Here is a 16,909-nt window from a genome sequence, read left to right as displayed (position 1 = left end):
TAGCCTTTGTGTATGAGTGAGCAGACTTCGATTCCTGCGGATCCGGAGCTCGACCCGACCGCGTCGTACGCGACCGATCAGTCGGTCATCCGCCGGCTGTCGGGGCTGCTGCGCGCGACGGCCGGCACCCGTACGTCGTACGCGCCGGCCACCGGGCAGCCGATCGCGGACCTGCCGGTGTCGAGTGAGGACGACGTGGTCGCGGCCGTCCGGGCCGCCCGGAGGACCCAGCAGACCTGGCGGCGGGTGCCGCTCGCGGAGCGCGCGGCGATCCTGCTGCGGTACCACGACCTGGTCCTCGATCACCGGCACGAGCTGGTCGACCTGATCATTCGCGAGTCCGGCAAGGCACGGAAGCAGGCGTTCGAGGAGCTCGCGCACGTCGCGCTGACGGCGCGGTACTACGGCCGCAAGGCGTTCGAGCTGCTCGAGCCGCAGCGCAAGCTCGGCATCTTCCCGGTACTCACGCGCGCCGAGGAGCGGTTCGTCCCGAAGGGTGTCGTCGGCATCATCTCGCCGTGGAACTACCCGCTGACGATGGCGATCTCCGACGGCCTGCCCGCGATCCTGGCCGGCAACACCGTCGTCCACAAACCCGACAGCCAGACCCCGCTGACCGCGCTGCGCGGCATCGAGCTGCTGTACGAGGCCGGCCTGCCGCGGGAGGCCTGGCTCGCGGTGAACGGCGACGGCCCGACGGTCGGCGGCGCGCTCATCCAGAACGCCGACTACATCTGCTTCACCGGCTCGACCAAGACCGGCCGGCTGGTGGCGAAGCAGGCCGGCGAGCGGCTGATCGGCTGCAGCCTCGAGCTCGGCGGCAAGAACCCGATGCTGGTACTGCGGGACGCCGACATCAACCGAGCGGCCGAAGGCGCCGTACGGGCGTGTTTCGCGAACGCCGGCCAGCTGTGCGTCTCGATGGAACGGCTGTACGTCGCCGACCAGGTGTACGACGCCTTCGTCACGGCCTTCGTGGACCGGGTGAAGAAGCTCCGCCTCTCGGCCGGCACCGGCTGGGACGTCGACATGGGCTCGCTGATCTCGAAGGCGCAGCTCGAGACGGTGACCCGGCACGTCGAGGATGCCCGTGAGCAGGGCGCTACGGTGCTCGCCGGCGGCAAGGCCCGTCCGGACATCGGCCCGCTCTTCTACGAGCCGACCGTGCTGTCCGGGGTCACGCCGGCGATGGAGTGCTTCGACAACGAGACGTTCGGGCCGGTCGTCTCGATCTACCGGTTCTCCGACGAGGCCGAAGCGATCCAGCGCGCGAACGAGGGCGAGTACGGCCTGAACGCCAGCGTCTGGACCCGCGACGGCCGCCGCGGTCGCGCGGTCGCCGCGCAGCTGATGGCCGGCACGGTCAACGTCAACGAGGGGTACGGCGCGACGTTCGGCTCGATCGACACACCGATGGGCGGCATGCGGTCGTCCGGTCTCGGCCGCCGGCAGGGTGTCGAGGGCATCCGCCGGTACGTCGAACCGCAGGCGATCGCCACCCAGCGGCTGATCCCGATCGCTGCCTCGCACGGACTCTCCGACGAGAAGTTCGCGGAGCTGATGACCGGCGCACTGCGGATCCTGAAGAAGATCGGTCGCCCGTGAGCTTCGACTACGACGTCGTCATCGTCGGGTCCGGTTTCGGTGGGTCCGTGAGTGCTTTGCGGCTGACCGAGAAGGGCTACCGGGTCGCCGTACTGGAGGCCGGTGCGCGGTTCGACGACGCGGCGTTCGCGAAGAACTCGTGGGACACCAAGCGGTTCCTGTTCGCGCCGAAGCTCGGGATGTACGGCATCCAGCGGATCAGCGCGCTGCGCGACGTGATCATCCTGTCCGGCGCCGGGGTCGGCGGCGGCAGCCTGGTCTACGCGAACACGCTGTACGAACCGCTGCCCGCGTTCTACACCGATCGCGCGTGGGCGCACATCACCGACTGGCAGTCCGAGCTGGCGCCGTACTACGACCAGGCGAAGCGGATGCTCGGCGTCACGACGTACCCGGGGTTCACGCCGGCCGACAAGGTGATGAAGCAGGTCGCCGAGGACATGGGCGTGGGGGAGACGTTCCACCCGACACCGGTCGGTGTCTTCTTCGGTGAGCCGGGTGTCGAGGTCGACGACCCGTACTTCGGCGGCGCGGGCCCCCGCCGTACCGGATGTATCGACTGCGGCGAGTGCATGACGGGCTGCCGGCACAACGCGAAGAACACGCTGACGAAGAACTACCTCTACCTGGCCGAGAAGGCCGGCGCGGAGGTCTACTCGCTGACCACGGTCACCTCCGTCGAGCCGCTCGCTGAGGAGACAGGCGGCGGGTACGCGATCGACACCCGGCGTACGTCGAACAAGAAGTCCACGCGCCGGTTCACCGCGGCACAGGTGGTGTTCGCCGCGTCGGCTCTCGGTACGGCGAAGTTGCTGCACCGCCTGCGCGACGAGGGCAAGCTGCCGCGGCTGTCGAACCGGCTCGGCGTGCTGACCCGGACGAACTCGGAGTCGCTGCTCGGCGCGATCTCCCGCGACACCGACGTCGACTACAGCCGCGGGGTCGCGATCACGTCGTCGTTCCATCCCGACGACATCACGCACATCGAGCCGGTGCGGTACGGGAAGGGCAGCAACGTGATGTCGCTGCTGCAGACCGTGCTGACCGACGGCGACGGGGACAAGCCGCGCTGGCGGACGTGGGTGCGCGAGCTCGGCGTCCAGCGGAAGAACATCCGGAAGCTGTACGACCTGAAGCACTGGTCCGAGCGGACCGTGATCGCGCTGGTGATGCAGACCGCGGACAACTCGATCACGACGTTCGGCAAGCGCGACCGGCTGGGCCGGTGGAAGCTCACGTCGAAGCAGGGGCACGGCGCCCCGAACCCGTCCTGGATCCCGGTCGCGAACCAGGTGGTCCGGCGGATGGCGAAGCTGATGAACGGTACGCCGGGCGGCACGATCGGGGAGCCGTTCAACGTGCCGATGACCGCGCACTTCATCGGCGGCTGCGCGATCGGCGACTCACCTTCGTCGGGGGTCGTGGATCCGTACCACCGCGTCTACGGGTACGACGGCCTGCACATCGTCGACGGCTCGACCATCTCCGCGAACCTCGGCGTCAACCCGTCCCTGACGATCACCGCCCAGGCCGAGCGGGCGCTCTCGTTCTGGCCGAACAAGGGTGCCGCCGACCCGCGCCCGGCGGCCGGTGCCGAGTACAAGCGGATCCAGCCGGTGAAGCCCGAACACCCGGTCGTCCCGACGGATGCGCCCGGTGCTCTTCGGCTCCCGATCATCCCTAAGCAGGCTGTGACGGATTCGTAACAGAACAGCGAGAAATTAAGCAAATGAAAAAGCCTCAGCAGTAAGTTGCTGAGGCTTTTCGCAAAAGGTCCGGAAAAGGGAGCAGGTCCCTCGGGAACGTTTCCGCCCAAATCGTTTCCCGAGGGACCCACTCAAGCCGGGGTGAGGCGCCCGGCGCTTTGGGATCGGGTCACCAGCCATAGCTGGCGACCCGAGCTCTTGGTTACTACCTTACATCCGATTTCCGGGGGCTTCGGGCCTTGTGACCACTCTGCGTGCTGATCGTAATGATCAGCATTTGTAGCTCCTGGTAACCGGGTGGCGGTCTTCCTTGCGGTAACCGCCTCTGCACACATCAACGAGCCCATCTACGGGGGGTTACGAGGTTCCGGAGAAAATCCAGAAATCTTTTCCCGGGGAGTGCGGAGAGTGGCGCTGAGTCACAACGGCCCGATGTGTTCCACGTGACGCCCGCCGCAGCCCCGACGTACCGACCTGACCTACTGTGAGGCCGACCGTTGAGATGTGAGGCAGGAGAACGATGAACGACATCCTGGACGTGGCACGTGAGCAGGTTCTGGAGCAGGGCACCGGGCTGAGCCAGGAGCAATTGGTCGAGGTTCTCACCGTGCCCGACGAGCGGCTGCCGGAACTGCTCGCGCTCGCCCACGACGTCCGGGTGAAGTGGTGCGGTGAGGAGGTCGAGGTCGAGGGGATCATCTCGCTGAAGACCGGCGGCTGCCCCGAGGACTGCCACTTCTGCTCCCAGTCCGGCCAGTTCACCTCGCCGGTGCGCGCGGTCTGGCTGAACATCCCCGAACTCGTCGAGGCCGCCAAGGAGACCGCGAAGACCGGCGCCACCGAGTTCTGCATCGTCGCCGCGGTGCGCGGTCCGGACGAGCGGCTGATGTCGCAGGTGAAGGCCGGCATCGACGCGATCAACGCCGAGGTGGACATCAACATCGCCTGCTCGCTCGGCATGCTCACGCAGGCCCAGGTCGACGAGCTGAAGTCGTGGGGCGTGCACCGCTACAACCACAACCTCGAGTCGGCCCGCTCGTACTTCGGTGACGTCGTCACCACGCACTCCTTCGAGGAGCGCTGGGAGACCTGCCTGATGGTGCGCGACTCCGGGATGGAGCTGTGCTGCGGCGGTCTGGTCGGGATGGGCGAGTCGCTCGAGCAGCGCGCCGAGCTCGCCGCGCAGCTCGCCGAGCTCGACCCGCACGAGGTCCCGCTGAACTTCCTCAACCCGCGGCCGGGGACGCCGTTCGGCGATCTGGAGATCATGGACGGCAAGGACGCGCTACGCACCATCGCCGCGTTCCGGCTCGCGATGCCGCGGACGGTCCTGCGGTACGCCGGCGGTCGCGAGCTGACCCTCGGCGACCTGGGTACCCGCGAGGGCCTGCTCGGCGGGATCAACGCGGTGATCGTCGGCAACTACCTGACCACCCTGGGCCGCCCGGCGACCGCCGACCTCGACCTGCTCGCGGAGCTGAAGATGCCGGTGAAGGAACTCCAGAAGACGCTGTGACCGAGACGTACTGCGGCCACTGCGGCCGCGAGCTCACCGACGGCAGCCACGAGGACTGCCGTCGCGCACTGGCCCTCGAACCACCGAGGTACTGCGCCGGCTGCCGCCGCCGGATGATCGTCCAGGTCCACCCGATGGGATGGTCGGCCCGCTGTTCGGTCCACGGCGTACTGACCGCGGGCTGAGTGGCACTGAGTGGTACTGCCAATCGCTTTGGGCTGACCCGGGATTTCGGATATCGTCCAGGCGTGGTTAATGTCGCCGTTTCCAAGGTCCTCCCGGAGCTGGGGAAGGCGAGCTGGACGGCGGCGCAGCTGTTCGCGTACGAGATCGCCCTGGAGGGCGTGCGGCAGTCGGTCGGGTACTACGCCCAGCAGCTCGCCGCGGCGGAAGCCGCCGACGTACCCGATGCCGACGTGATCGACGCGTTGCGCGCGGAACAGGCCGCCTGGGCGGCGCGGGGGCAGGATCTCGACGTACTCGACGTGAAGGCTGTCGCCGGCATCCGTAAGGACGCCGACGAGCTGCTCAGCGTCGACGAAGACGAAGACGATGGGTAGCTCGGCGAGGACGACGGATCCGATGAGCAGGATGATCGACGCGCAGGACCGGTTCCGGCTGAGCGACGCGGACAACGAGCGGATCTTCCGTGAGCGGATCGTCCCCGACCGGATCGCCGGCACACCGCAGGAGCACCCGACGGTCGTCTTCGTCGGCGGCCAGGCCGGCGACGGCAAGGCCGCGATCACCGCACTGGTCAAGGCCATGCTGGACAGTCCCGTGGTCCTCAGCGCGACCGCCCTCGAGGCGTACCACCCGCGCCTGAACGAACCCATCACTGACGCTCCGACGACCTCCGACCGGTACGTCGAGACCGACGGCCTCCGTTGGCTGGCCCGCGCCGAGGAACTGGTCGTCCAGCAGCGGTACGACGTCGTCATCGAGACCGAACTGGTCGACCCGGAGGCCTTCGCGACGTCGGCCCGCGCGTTCAAGGCGGCCGGCTACCAGGTGGAGGTCGCGATCCTCGCGGTGCACGAGGCCGTCAGCCGCCTCGGCGTACTGCAGCGGCACATCCGCGCGCTGGAGACCTACGGCTTCGGCCGGCTGGCCACGCAACGCCGCCACGACGCCGGGTACGCCGGCGTACTGCAGGCCGCCGAGATGATCGACGAGGGCGACTGGGTGGACCGGGTCGCCGTACTGCGACCGGACGGGCAGCTGGTCCACGGCAACGAGTACGACGGCTCGTGGCAGCGTTCCGAACGGGCCGCGGACGCGATCACCTGGGAGCGCGAACGGACCTGGTCGGTGCCCGAGTCGCGGGACTTCCTCGACGCGACCAGCGCGGTCGAGCGGTTCGGGCTGTCGGCGCCGGTGCAGTGGATCCGGGACGAGTCGGTCGAGGGCGCCAAGGAGCTGATGGCGCTGGCGAAGCCGCGACTCGATCCGGTAGCCGTCACGTTGCACATCGCAAAGGCCGGAACGGCGTTCTAGGGGTACTGCTCACATACCGGCCACCTGCGGGTCGGGTCGGTGCGAAGACCGATTACCGTTGGGACTCCTCAGGACGGAGGAGGACGGTGTCACAGTCGGTCAATGGGTGGCGACAGCGGGACGCGGAGCTGCTCTGGCATCCGTACTCCTCGCTGACCGAGCCGTCGCCGGTGCGGGTGGTCAAGGGTGCGTCCGGCGTACGGCTGCAGCTGGACGACGGTACGGGCGGGACTGTCGAGGCGATCGACGCGATGGCGTCCTGGTGGTGCATGATCCACGGCTACCGGAACCCGGTGCTGGACGCTGCGCTGAAGCGCCAGGTGGACGAGTTCAGCCACGTGATGTTCGGTGGGCTCACCCACGAACCGGCGGTCCGGCTGGGCGAGCGGCTCGTGGAGATCACGCCGGAGCCGCTGCGGCACGTGTTCTTCTGCGACTCGGGGTCGGTCTCGGTCGAGGTGGCGATCAAGATCGCGCTGCAGTACCAGGTTGCGCGCGGCAACCATGGCCGCACGCGGATGCTGACTGTCCGCGGCGGGTACCACGGCGACACGTTCGCGCCGATGAGCGTGTGCGACCCGGTGAACGGGATGCATTCGCTGTTCACCGGCGCGCTCAAGGAGCAGGTGTTCGGGCCTCAACCGCCGGCCGGCTTCGACAGGCCTGACACGGATCCGGAGCTGCAGGCCTGGGCCGACGAGTTGGCCGCAGTGGCCGAGCGGCATGCGGGCGAGATCGCCGGCATCATCGTCGAGCCGGTCCTGCAAGGTGCGGGTGGGATGTACCCGTACAGCCCCGCCTGCCTGCGCATTCTCCGCGAGCTCGCCGACCGGCACGGCTTCCTGCTGATCTTCGACGAGATCGCCACCGGGTTCGGCCGCACCGGCACGCTGTTCGCCTCCGAGCACGCGGGCGTCGACCCCGACATCCTGTGCGTCGGCAAGGCGCTGACCGGCGGCTACCTGACGCTGGCCGCGATGCTGTGTACGTCGGACGTCGCGCACACGGTCTCGAACGGACCGGGTGGTGCGCTGATGCACGGGCCCACGTTCATGGCGAACCCGCTCGCGTGTTCGGTCGCCCTCGCATCGATCGACCTGCTGCTTTCCCAGGACTGGGCTTCTCGGGTGGCTGCGATTTCCGCAGGGCTTTCGGCGGGGCTTGCTCCGGCGGCCGAGTTGCCTGCGGTGAAGGACGTGCGGGTGCTGGGCGGGGTCGGCGTCGTACAGCTCGGTGGGCCGGTGGATCTGCCGCGCCTGACCGACGCCGCGTTGCGCCGTGGGGTCTGGGTCCGGCCGTTCCGCGATCTCGTCTACACGATGCCGCCGTACATCTGCACCGACGAGGACATCGCCACCATCGGCGCAGCGATCACGGGCGCGGTCGAGGAGGCCGGCTGATGCTGGAGGACTGGCTGGCTCCAAAGGCGGCCGCGCTCGAGGCCCGGGGCCTGACCCGACGGCTCGTTGCCCGGGCCGCGGACGGTGGCCTGATCGACCTCGCGGGCAACGACTACCTCGGTCTCGCGCGCGATCCGCGGGTGGTGACGGCCGCCGCCGACGCCGTACGCACCTGGGGCACAGGCGCCACCGCGTCCCGCCTCGTCACCGGTACGACGGAACTTCACGAGGAGCTCGAATCCGCGCTGGCGGCGTACGCGGGGCAGGAGTCCGCGCTCGTGTTCTCGTCCGGGTACCTCGCCAACCTCGGTGTCGTCACCGCCCTCGGCGGACCGGGAACCTTGCTGGTCTCCGACGAACATGTGCACGCCTCGCTGGTGGACGCCGGCCGCCTGGCGCGGTCCCGGGTCGAGATCGTCCCGCACAACGACGTCGACGCCGTCGAGAAGGTACTTGCCGAGCGCAATGAACCGCATGCGGTGGTGATGACCGAGTCAGTGTTCAGCGTGCTCAGCGACGAGGCGCCGCTGCTCGAACTGGCCGCGGTCGCCCGCGCGCACAACGCCGTACTGCTGGTCGACGAGGCACACGGGTTGGGAGTCAGCGGCAACGGTCATGGTTCTGTGCATGCGGCGGGTCTCGCCGGGCTCGAGCACGTCGTCGTCACCATGACATTGTCCAAGTCCCTGGCCTCCCAAGGCGGGGTCGTGCTGGGGCCGTCGGTGCTCCGCGAGCACCTCGTCAACCGGGCACGTCCGTTCATCTACGACACCGGTCTGAATCCGGCGGCCTGTGCGGCGGCCCTTGCTGCGCTTGAGGTTCTGCAGGTCGAGCCTGACCGTCCCGCGGCGATCCATGCGGCCGCGGCGCGGCTGGCGGCTGCCTGCGAGGTGCCGCCGTCGCGTGGTGCGGTCGTCTCCGTCCCGATGCCGGGTCCGCGCGAGACCGTGCGTGCGGCCGAGTTGTGCCTGCGGAACGGCGTACGGGTGGGAAGTTTCCGGCCGCCGTCCGTCCCGGACGGCATCTCCCGGCTGCGGCTCACCGCGCACGCCGGGTTGTCCGCCGCCGATCTCGATCGGGCGTGTGCTGTCGTCGTCGACGCGATCGGAGCGGTCTCATGATCACCTTCGTCACCGGGACCGACACCGAGATCGGCAAGACGATCGTCACGGCCGCGCTCGCGGTGCGTGCCGGCGAGTCGGTCGCGGTGGTCAAGCCGGCCCAGACCGGAGTCGGCCCCGACGATCCCGGCGACCTCGCCGAAGTCGTCCGGCTCAGCGGCGTGACCGCGCTGCACGAGGGCGTCCGGCTGCCCGAGCCGCTCGCGCCCACCACCGCCGCCCGACGCGCCGGGATCGCGCTGCCGTCGGTCGAGGAGTACGCCGCGTCGATCGACGACCTCGCCCGCAAGTACGACACCGTGCTGGTCGAAGGCGCCGGGGGACTGCTCGTCGGACTCGATGCTGATGGCAACAACCTGGCGGATCTCGCGGAGCATCTGACGTCGCCGTTCAGGTTCGTGGTGGTGACACGCGCCGGGCTCGGCACGCTGAACCACACCGGTCTGACCGTCGAGGCGCTGCGGTCGCGGGAGCTGCCGGTCGAGGGCCTGATGATCGGGTCGTGGCCGGCCGAGCCGGATCTCGCCGAGAGCTGCAACCTGGAGGATCTGCCGGCGACGACCGGGGTCCCGGTGATCGGGCGGATCCCGGCCGGGGCGGGCACCTGGAGCCGAGAGGAGTTCCGGGCCGCCGCACCGGGATGGTTCGAGTGACCGGCTGCCCGGCCAGGTACGACGAGACGCTCGGGTACTGGGTCGTCGACGACCCGGCGCTGGCGCGTGAGGTGCTGCTCGACCCGCAGACGTTCCGCCCGGACAACGCCGTACTCGCTCACACGCCGCTGTCTGTGAAGGCGCTCCGTGTTCTGTCCGGCGTCGGCTTCGCGCTGCCGCCGACCCTCGCGAACAACGCGGGGGAGTCGCACCGCCCGATCCGTGCCGCCGTCGCTCGCTTCTTCAGCCCCGCCCGCGTCGCCGCCGCCGAACCGCTGACCCGGGAGCTCAACACCGTCCGTGTCACGGCTGCTTTGAGAGCCCTTGCTGATGGTCAACAGGTCGATCTGGTGCAGGCGATCGCCGCGGAGCCGCCGGCGCTCGTCGTACTGCACCTGCTCGGCCTGACGGATGTCGACGTACCTGCACTGAAGGCTTGGAGCCTGGACTCGCTGGAACTGTTCTGGGGTTGGCCCGATGAGGACCGGCAGCTGGAGCTGGCGCACAGCGCGGCCGAGTTCTACGCCTGGTTGCGCGCGCGGACGACGGCCGCCCGGAAGGCGCCGGGTGACGATCTGTTCGGTGTGCTGGTCGGTCTGGGGCTGACCGATGAAGAGGTGTGCGCGGTCGGCTACTTCCTGCTGATCGCCGGCCAGGAGACCACGACCCAACTCATCTCCACCGCCTTCCAGCGTTGCCTGGAAGATCCCGGTACGACGGTGGATCAGGTTCTCCAGGAGGCGTCGTCGGTTCCCACCTGGCGCCGCATCACCGCCGAGCCGACGACCCTGGCCGACGTGGAGCTGCCAGCCGGCGCACCCGTCCTGCTCGGCCTGAGCGGCCACGGCGGCCCAGCCGACCTCGCATTCGGCATAGGCATCCACCGCTGCCTCGGCGCCGCCCTAGCCCGAATGGAAACCCAAGTCGCCCTGGACTGCACCCGCGAGCTGCTCCGCGGAGTACAGCTAGTCGAGCACCCGCAGACGATCGACCTGCTCTCGTTCCGCGCCCCGGCGCAGTTGGTGGTGGCTTCGCGTCCCAAGGCGGTTTGATTTGCTGCTCGCCTTGATCGACCGAGTGAGCGGGGAAACCATTCGTCATCCAGCGATGTTTTCTTTCCCACCGCGACGGGCCCTCAGCATGCCTGCGGAGCTCGTCTTCGGGTTGTAACTATCGGTAACACAGTGGACAACTAGCGTCGCTAGCGTCCGGGTTGTGAGCTTTCCGACTCGATGTCGTGTGCGGCTGTGGTTCGGTGTGCATTTGATCTCTGACTACATCGGCGAGCAGGCGGGGGCGGCTCGGTACGAGGCTGCTATGCGGCGGCGGTTTCCGGGGTTGGAGGTCACCAACGAGGTGCTGCCGGTGACTGCCCGAGCCGCGGATTACAGCCCTGCTGACCTGCACCGATAGGCTTTGCGCGTGGCAGAGCATGAGTTGGTCCTGGTCGTCGATTTCGGGGCGCAATATGCGCAGTTGATCGCGCGCCGCGTGCGCGAGGCGAAGGTGTACTCCGAGATCGTGCCGCACTCGATGCCGGTCGAGGAGATGCTGGCGAAGGGGCCGAAGGCGATCATCCTGTCCGGCGGCCCGCAGTCGGTGTACGCCGAGGGCGCGCCGCGGGTCGACTCCGGGCTGTTCGAGGCCGGCGTACCGGCGTTCGGGATCTGCTACGGCTTCCAGGCGATGGCGCAGACGCTCGGCGGCGAGGTCCGGCGTACCGGACTGCGCGAGTTCGGCCGGACGCCGGTCACCGTGAGCGAGGCGGGGACCCTGCTCGCCGACGTACCCGAAGACCTGAACGTGTGGATGTCCCACGGTGACGCGGTGCACGCGCCGCCCGCCGGATTCGCCGTACTCGCGGCGTCCGAGGGTGCGCCGGTGGCGGCGTTCGAGGATCTGGACCGGAAGTTCGCCGGCGTGCAGTGGCACCCGGAGGTCCTGCACTCGCAGGCCGGGCAGGCCGTCCTCGAGCACTTCCTGTACGAGATCGCCGGCTGCAAGGGTGACTGGACCACGACCAACGTCGTCGAGGAGCAGGTCGCGCTGATCCGCGAGCAGGTCGGCGATAAGCAGGTGCTGTGCGCGCTGTCCGGCGGTGTCGACTCGGCGGTCGCGGCGGCCCTGGTGCACAAGGCGATCGGCGACCAGTTGACCTGCGTGTACGTCGACCACGGTCTGCAGCGGGCCGGCGAGTCGGAGCAGATCGAGAAGGACTTCGTCGCCGCGATCGGGATCCGGCTCGAGGCGATCGACGCCGAGGAGCAGTTCCTGACCGCGCTGGCCGGGGTGACCGACCCGGAGCAGAAGCGCAAGATCGTCGGCCGCGAGTTCATCCGGACCTTCGAGGCGACCGCGCGCAAGGTGGACGCCGAGCGGCACATCGAGTTCCTGGTCCAGGGCACGCTGTACCCGGACGTCGTCGAGTCCGGCGGCGGTGCCGGCACCGCGAACATCAAGTCGCACCACAACGTCGGCGGGCTGCCCGACGACCTGCAGTTCAGCCTGATCGAGCCGCTGCGGACGCTGTTCAAGGACGAGGTCCGCGAGCTCGGCCTGGCGCTCGGCCTGCCGGAGACGATGGTCTACCGGCACCCGTTCCCGGGCCCCGGCCTGAGCATCCGGATCATCGGCGAGGTCACCCGCGAGCGGCTGGACATCCTGCGCGCCGCGGACCTGATCGCCCGCACCGAGCTCACCGCGGCTGGTCTCGACCGCGACATCTGGCAGTTCCCGGTGGTCCTGCTGGCCGACGTACGGTCGGTCGGTGTCCAGGGTGACGGCCGCACGTACGGCCACCCCGTCGTACTGCGCCCCGTCACCAGCGAGGACGCGATGACCGCCGACTGGGCCCGCCTGCCGTACGACGTGATCGAGCGCATCTCGACCCGGATCACCAACGAGGTCGACGAGATCAACCGCGTCACCCTCGACGTCACCAGCAAGCCCCCGGGCACCATCGAGTGGGAGTAATACGTCACGGTGGGTGACCCGGACCGCTGTTACGGTCTTTATGTTGCCCGTTGACCACGGCGGGTGACTTTCCTCGGGGGAGGAGACCGTGGTGTTCCGCGTTCATTTCGAGTGTGCGGATCTGGCGAGGACGACGATCGCGCAGGAGCCCGATCCGTTGTGGGAGGTCCTGCTGGGGCTCCACGTCCTGCAGACCGATGACGAGCCGGAGACGTTCGGCACCTGGCGGGAGCGGGCGAGGGCCCGGCTGAGCGCGCTGGAGCAGGAGCTGCTCGCGCTGGCGCCGCCGGTCGGCTATTCACCGGATTTCCTGACACCGCGCGCCGCGGGTCAGGGACTCAAGGCGGGACTGGCGGCGGTCGCCGCCACACCGCCCGGTCAGCTGAGATCCGAGTTGGGCAGATTGTCGGACAGCGTCCGGCTGCCCGCCTGGAGCCGGCGGCTCGCGGCCGGTGAGAACGGCGTGATGACCCGGCTGGTGCACGGGCTGCGGTCGTTCCACCGGACCAAGATCGCGCCGCAGATGCCGATGATCACGCCGGCGATCGAGTCGACCGTTGCCAAGCACAACGACACGGTCGCCAACGACGGGTTCGAGTCGCTGATACCGCAGCTGCACCGGACGCTGCGCTGGGAGGCGCCGGTGCTGTCGGTCGACATGCCGCACATCGACCGGGATCTGCACCTGAACGGCCGGGGGCTGCGACTGGTGCCGTCGTTCTTCTGCTGGAAGTACCCGATGATGCTGCTCGATCCCGCGCTGCCACCGGTGCTGGTGTACCCCGTGCGGCACGCCGGCCGGCCCGAGGCCGTCGTACGCCGTGCGGACCGCGATCGCGCCGTGGCCGACCTGCTCGGGAAGACCAGGGCGCGGGTGCTGAAGAGCATCTCGAGTGGTGCGTGCTCGACCAGCGAACTGGCGGCCCGGGCCGGGATCTCACTGGCCTCGGCCAGCGAGCACGCCCGGATCCTGCACAACACCGGCCTGGTGACGACGCATCGCATCGGCAGTTCGGTGCGGCACATGCTCAACCCGGTCGGCGCCGACGTACTCACCGGCGCCCGGAGCTAGGGCTGGATGCCGTCGAGGAGGCGGTCCAGGCCGTAGCGGTAGGAGTCGGCGGCGGCTTCGCGGGTGGACGACTGGTAGCCGTCCGCGTGCCAGATCGTGGTCATCGCGGGGTGCCGGTCGACGTCGAAGTACGTCTCCCACAGCTCGTTCCGCTCGTACCACCAGGCGTCGTTGGTCTGACCGGTCGCGCGCTCGACCAGTTGGCTCTCCGCCTCGAGGCTCGCCGCCGAGTCGACGTACGTCGTGATTGCGAGCGCAGCGGTGTTCGTCTCGAGCGCTCCGAGTCCGAGACCGAGTAACGCGGACAGGAGGTACTCGCGACCCGCCAACATGCCCGGTCCGACCGGCGGGCGGATCGTCGAGACCTGTGACAACCACAGGTGCCGCTGGAACATCGCACGGGTCTGCTGGGAGTAGAGCTCGACCTGCTCCCGCCAGTCCTCCGGTCGCGGCTCACCCGGGCCGGGGAGCTCCCGCTCGCCGAGCACCTGGTCGACCATCAGGTCGAGCAGCTCTTCCTTCGACGGCACGTACGTGTACAGCGTCATCGTGCCGACGCCGAGCTCCTTCGCGAGTCCTCCCATCGACGCGGCCGCCAGCCCCTTGTCGTCGGCGAGCTGGATGCCTGCCTGGACGACGTCGTCCACGTTCAGCGACGGCCGACGGCCGGCGCCGCGCTTTCTCGCCACCCCGTCGACGGGTTCGGCAGCGGTCGGCTGGCGGTGGTTGCGCCACAACAACGCCAGCGTCTTGTCCGGCTGCCCCTCGCCACTCCGCCGCTCGCTCACGGGGCCAACGATAGGCGCTTCCTTGAATTCTCGTATACCCTACGGGAATTCAGGTAGAGAAGGGAGCGAGATGACGATCCTGGTGACGGGTGCGACCGCGAGTGTCGGCCGCCTGCTGGTCGACGAGTTGGTGGCGGCGGGTGCGCCGGTGCGGGCGCTGACGAACAAGACGGCCCGGGCCGCGCTGCCGGAGGGTGTGGAGGTCGCGCGCGGGTACCTCGGCAAGCCGGAGACGCTGCCCGCGGCGCTCGCCGGCGTCGACACCGTGTACCTTGCGCCGCTTCCGGCGTACGTCGACGACTTCGTCCGCTGTGCGCGGGACGCCGGCGTGCGGCGGGTCGTCGTACTGTCGGGGGAGCCTGCGGACTACGAGGCGCAAGGGGATCCGTCGACCTGGCACTACTACCGGATCGAGCGGGCGATCGAGGCGGGCGGCTTCGACTGGACGTTCCTGCGGCCGGGGCAGTTCATGAACAACACGCTCGACTGGGCTCCGTCGATCAAGGCCGACGGGGTCGTGCGAGCGCCGTACGGCGACGCGGTGCAGACGCCGATCGACCTCGCCGACATCGCGGCGGTGGCGCGGGTGGTGCTGCTGTCCGAGGAGTACGGCGGGCAGAAGATCACCATGAGCGGACCCGAGGGGATCACGCCGCCGGAGCAGGTCGCCTGTATCTCGGAGGTGCTCGGACGAGAAGTGCGGTTCGAGGAGCTGACGCCGGACGAGTACGTCGAGGGGCTGGCGCCGGTGATCGGTCGCGAAACGGCGCAGTGGCTGCTGGACGGTTTCCGGATGATGGCCGAACATCCGATGAAGCCGGAGCCGGCGGTGTTCGACCTCACCGGCCGCCCGGGTACGACGTACCGCGAGTGGGCCCGTGCCAACGCGGCGGTCTTCGGCTGAGGCATGATTCGCGGTTGTGAAGGAAAAACTGCACGACTACCTCCGCGAGGCCCGCGAGGCGATGGTCTGGAAGCTCGACGGGCTCGGCGAGTACGACGTCCGCCGGCCGCTGACGCCGAGCGGGACCAACCTCCTCGGCCTGGTCAAGCACCTGTCGATCGTCGAGGCCTGGTACTTCGGGAAGACCTTCGACCGGCCGTTCGCCGAAGAGTTGCCGTGGTGGGACGACGACGCCGAGCCGAACGTCGAGATGTGGGCGACCGCCGACGAGACGCGCGCCGAGATCGTCGACCGCTACCTGCGGGCGTGCGCGCACGCGGATGCGACGATCGAGGCGCTCGACCTGGACGCGCCGGGCCAGGTGCCGTGGTGGCGCAACCCGTCGGTGACGCTGCACGGCATCCTCGTCCACGTCCTCGCCGAAACCAACCGCCACGCCGGCCACGCCGACATCCTCCGCGAACAACTGGACGGCGCCGCCGGCATGAGGCCGACCAACTCGAACCTCCCCGAGCAGGACGCGGAGTGGTGGGCGGCGTACCGCGCGCGTGTCGAGGAGGCTGCGCGGGCCGCCGCCGTTTGACGGTCACGGGAACATGTGTTCGACTATGATGCATGAGGTGGGCCGGTCAGCGGGTTGACGCCGAGACTCCGGGGACGTTGCCGGGGCTCGGGTCGATCGCGGGGCTGGTCCGGTCGGTGACGACGCCGGAGTTCCAGGGCATCACGTTCCACGAGGTGCTGGCGCGGTCGGCGCTGAACTCCGTGCCCGGTACGGCGCTGCCGTTCAACTGGACCGTCAACCCGTACCGCGGGTGTTCGCACGCCTGCCGGTACTGCTTCGCCCGACCCACCCACCAGTACCTCGAACTCGACGCCGGCCGGGACTTCGACCAGCAGATCGTCGTGAAGACCAACGTGGCCGACGTCCTGCGTCGCGAGCTGGCCCGCCCGTCCTGGCGCCACGAACAAGTTGCCCTGGGCACCAACACGGACCCGTACCAGCGCGCCGAGGGTCGCTATCGCCTGATGCCCGGCATCATCGAGGCCCTGGCCGGCTCGGGCACGCCACTGTCCATCCTCACCAAGGGCACCCTGCTCCGCCGCGACCTGTCCCTGCTCTCCGAGGCCTCCACCGAGGTCTCCGTCGGCATCGGCCTCTCCCTCGCCCTGGGCGACGAAGCACTCCGACGTCGCCTCGAGCCCGGCGTCCCCTCGATCCGCGGCCGCCTCGACCTGATCCGAGCCGTCCGCAACGCCGACCTCCCGTGCGGCGTCATGGTCGCCCCCGTCCTTCCCTGGCTCACCGACTCGACGGATGAGTTGGACGATCTCCTGGCCCAACTGTCCGCGGCCGGCGCCACCGGTGTAACCCCGCTGCTCCTCCACCTACGCCCCGGCGTCAAGGAGTGGTTCATGCAATGGCTCGCCCACGACCACCCGGACCTCGTCAGCCGCTACAACTCCCTGTATGCCCACGGCTCCAACGCGTCCCCGAGCTACCGCAAGGCCTTCGACCAAAAACTCCGCCCACTACTGGCCAAACACGGCTTCGCCCGAGGCTCCACCCACCGCCCAGCCCCCATCAACGGCATGCACCGCCCTGAGCCCACCCAAGAAGCCCTCTTCTGACCCACGCCGTCATGGCGCGAATCCGCGCTCGGCTCATGAAGT

The 16,909-nt window shown here is 69.1% G+C and carries 16 protein-coding genes; 15 read left to right on the top strand and 1 reads right to left on the bottom strand.

Annotated elements, in window-relative coordinates; all coding sequences use genetic code 11:
• Window positions 1-12 precede the first annotated feature (12 nt).
• The 12 genes from E0H45_RS05070 to E0H45_RS05010 all read left to right on the top strand — a co-directional run bounded on the left by E0H45_RS05070 (window position 13) and on the right by E0H45_RS05010 (window position 13,543).
• Window positions 13-1,605 carry a succinic semialdehyde dehydrogenase gene (locus E0H45_RS05070; protein WP_131335098.1) on the top strand — a complete coding sequence of 531 codons (1,593 nt, stop codon included), beginning with the start codon at window positions 13-15 and terminating at the stop codon, window positions 1,603-1,605.
• Window positions 1,602-3,311, top strand: a complete 1,710-nt coding sequence (locus E0H45_RS05065; RefSeq protein WP_131335097.1) for a GMC oxidoreductase — start codon at window positions 1,602-1,604, stop codon at window positions 3,309-3,311. The genes E0H45_RS05070 and E0H45_RS05065 overlap by 4 nt, the downstream gene beginning before the upstream one ends.
• A gap of 520 nt (window positions 3,312-3,831) precedes the next feature.
• A complete protein-coding gene (gene bioB / locus E0H45_RS05060; protein WP_131335096.1) occupies window positions 3,832-4,827 on the top strand; it encodes a biotin synthase BioB in 996 nt (331 codons plus the stop codon).
• Complete coding sequence (bsaP, locus tag E0H45_RS05055; RefSeq protein WP_131335095.1) at window positions 4,824-5,012, top strand: biotin synthase auxiliary protein BsaP; 189 nt, start codon at window positions 4,824-4,826, stop codon at window positions 5,010-5,012. The genes bioB and bsaP overlap by 4 nt, the downstream gene beginning before the upstream one ends.
• A gap of 63 nt (window positions 5,013-5,075) precedes the next feature.
• Complete coding sequence (locus tag E0H45_RS05050; protein WP_131335094.1) at window positions 5,076-5,387, top strand: hypothetical protein; 312 nt, start codon at window positions 5,076-5,078, stop codon at window positions 5,385-5,387.
• Between the two features lie 22 nt (window positions 5,388-5,409).
• The gene (locus E0H45_RS05045; RefSeq protein ID WP_165546358.1) at window positions 5,410-6,324 is read left to right on the top strand and encodes a zeta toxin family protein; all 915 of its coding nucleotides are present in this window, start codon (window positions 5,410-5,412) and stop codon (window positions 6,322-6,324) included.
• A 128-nt stretch (window positions 6,325-6,452) separates the two neighbouring features.
• Window positions 6,453-7,724: an adenosylmethionine--8-amino-7-oxononanoate transaminase gene (gene bioA / locus E0H45_RS05040; protein WP_475009174.1), complete on the top strand. Its 1,272-nt coding sequence runs from the start codon at window positions 6,453-6,455 to the stop codon at window positions 7,722-7,724.
• Entirely contained in the window at window positions 7,724-8,845 is a 1,122-nt protein-coding gene (locus tag E0H45_RS05035) for an 8-amino-7-oxononanoate synthase (protein WP_131335091.1), read from the top strand. The genes bioA and E0H45_RS05035 overlap by 1 nt, the downstream gene beginning before the upstream one ends.
• The gene (bioD, locus tag E0H45_RS05030; RefSeq protein ID WP_131335090.1) at window positions 8,842-9,498 is read left to right on the top strand and encodes a dethiobiotin synthase; all 657 of its coding nucleotides are present in this window, start codon (window positions 8,842-8,844) and stop codon (window positions 9,496-9,498) included. The genes E0H45_RS05035 and bioD overlap by 4 nt, the downstream gene beginning before the upstream one ends.
• A complete protein-coding gene (locus E0H45_RS05025) occupies window positions 9,495-10,550 on the top strand; it encodes a cytochrome P450 (protein ID WP_202872197.1) in 1,056 nt (351 codons plus the stop codon). The genes bioD and E0H45_RS05025 overlap by 4 nt, the downstream gene beginning before the upstream one ends.
• Window positions 10,551-10,920: 370 nt before the next feature.
• Window positions 10,921-12,471 carry a glutamine-hydrolyzing GMP synthase gene (guaA, locus tag E0H45_RS05015; RefSeq protein WP_131335087.1) on the top strand — a complete coding sequence of 517 codons (1,551 nt, stop codon included), beginning with the start codon at window positions 10,921-10,923 and terminating at the stop codon, window positions 12,469-12,471.
• Between the two features lie 91 nt (window positions 12,472-12,562).
• Window positions 12,563-13,543, top strand: a complete 981-nt coding sequence (locus E0H45_RS05010; protein ID WP_131335086.1) for an ArsR/SmtB family transcription factor — start codon at window positions 12,563-12,565, stop codon at window positions 13,541-13,543.
• On the opposite strand, the gene E0H45_RS05005 is transcribed toward E0H45_RS05010, so the two are convergent.
• Complete coding sequence (locus E0H45_RS05005) at window positions 13,540-14,331, bottom strand: TetR/AcrR family transcriptional regulator (protein ID WP_131335085.1); 792 nt, start codon at window positions 14,329-14,331, stop codon at window positions 13,540-13,542. The genes E0H45_RS05010 and E0H45_RS05005 overlap by 4 nt on opposite strands.
• A 70-nt stretch (window positions 14,332-14,401) precedes the next feature.
• On the opposite strand from E0H45_RS05005, the gene E0H45_RS05000 reads away from it, so the two are divergent.
• The 3 genes from E0H45_RS05000 to E0H45_RS04990 are packed head-to-tail and all read left to right on the top strand — an operon-like array spanning window position 14,402 to window position 16,867.
• On the top strand, window positions 14,402-15,235 hold the full coding sequence (locus E0H45_RS05000) for an NmrA family NAD(P)-binding protein (RefSeq protein WP_131335084.1): 834 nt from the start codon (window positions 14,402-14,404) through the stop codon (window positions 15,233-15,235).
• A gap of 16 nt (window positions 15,236-15,251) precedes the next feature.
• Window positions 15,252-15,818: a DinB family protein gene (locus E0H45_RS04995; protein WP_238154803.1), complete on the top strand. Its 567-nt coding sequence runs from the start codon at window positions 15,252-15,254 to the stop codon at window positions 15,816-15,818.
• A gap of 32 nt (window positions 15,819-15,850) precedes the next feature.
• Window positions 15,851-16,867 (top strand): Rv2578c family radical SAM protein, encoded by a 1,017-nt coding sequence (locus E0H45_RS04990; RefSeq protein WP_131335083.1) that lies wholly within the window; start codon window positions 15,851-15,853, stop codon window positions 16,865-16,867.
• Window positions 16,868-16,909 lie beyond the last annotated feature (42 nt).

Source organism: Kribbella soli (assembly GCF_004331345.1).
Lineage (GTDB): Bacteria > Actinomycetota > Actinomycetes > Propionibacteriales > Kribbellaceae > Kribbella > Kribbella soli.
The sequence above is the reverse complement of the archived record's forward strand: the minus strand, read 5'-3'. Positions and strand labels throughout refer to the sequence as shown.

Coding starts and splice junctions, on each gene's coding strand:
- E0H45_RS05070 (WP_131335098.1), top strand. CDS start 13: ATGAGTGAGCAGACTTCGATTCCTGCGGATCCGGAGCTCGACCCGACC.
- E0H45_RS05045 (WP_165546358.1), top strand. CDS start 5,410: ATGAGCAGGATGATCGACGCGCAGGACCGGTTCCGGCTGAGCGACGCG.
- E0H45_RS05000 (WP_131335084.1), top strand. CDS start 14,402: ATGACGATCCTGGTGACGGGTGCGACCGCGAGTGTCGGCCGCCTGCTG.
- E0H45_RS04990 (WP_131335083.1), top strand. CDS start 15,851: ATGAGGTGGGCCGGTCAGCGGGTTGACGCCGAGACTCCGGGGACGTTG.
- E0H45_RS05035 (WP_131335091.1), top strand. CDS start 7,724: ATGCTGGAGGACTGGCTGGCTCCAAAGGCGGCCGCGCTCGAGGCCCGG.
- bioD (WP_131335090.1), top strand. CDS start 8,842: ATGATCACCTTCGTCACCGGGACCGACACCGAGATCGGCAAGACGATC.
- bioB (WP_131335096.1), top strand. CDS start 3,832: ATGAACGACATCCTGGACGTGGCACGTGAGCAGGTTCTGGAGCAGGGC.